The following is a 570-nucleotide window of genomic DNA, read 5'->3' as shown; positions in this document are numbered from 1 at the left end:
CCCTGCGATCCATGGCCTCGTGCGCTGGCGGCTGATCGACCTGGCGCATGGGCTCTACGAAGAGTTCGCGGTGTCGCTCGACGAGACGAGCGTCAGCCGCGAACTGACGAAACTGGGCTATGCGAAGCTGACCGCTCGGCACCGTCACCATGCGCAGAACGCACACGCCATGGAGGCATTCCAAAAGGGGGCTTTGCCTCGACGGTGGCAGAGATCCGAGCTAACCTCCCGCAAGGCACCCCCATAGAAATCTGGCTCCAGGACGAGGCGCGCGTCGGGCAGAAGAACACTATCCCCGCCGTTGGGCACAGCGCGGCACGCGGCCGTCTGCTCCCAGGGATCAGCGCACCAAATCAGCCTGTATCTTCAGAGCCATCGGTCCCGAGGAGGGCAAGGGGGCCGGACTGGTTCTGCCCTTTTGCAACACTGAAACGATGACGCTGCACCTGGCCGAGATCGCGTTTGCGGTGGCCCCCGGTGCGCATGCTGTCGTGCTGATGGATCAGGCCGGTTGGCACATGACCGGCAAGCTCAAGGTGCCCGCCAACATCAGCATCGTCGCGCTGCCGG

Annotated in this window: 1 pseudogene; it reads left to right on the top strand. The window is 64.4% G+C overall.

Annotation, left to right across the window (positions count from 1 at the left end):
- Nucleotides 1–570 (top strand): annotated as a pseudogene (locus FMM79_RS22015) (IS630 family transposase); the annotation flags it as partial.

The sequence above is a fragment of the Novosphingobium sp. BW1 genome, from assembly GCF_008107685.1.
Lineage (GTDB): Bacteria > Pseudomonadota > Alphaproteobacteria > Sphingomonadales > Sphingomonadaceae > Novosphingobium.
Note: the sequence above shows the minus strand (reverse complement) of the source record. Positions and strands in the feature narration are given on the sequence as shown.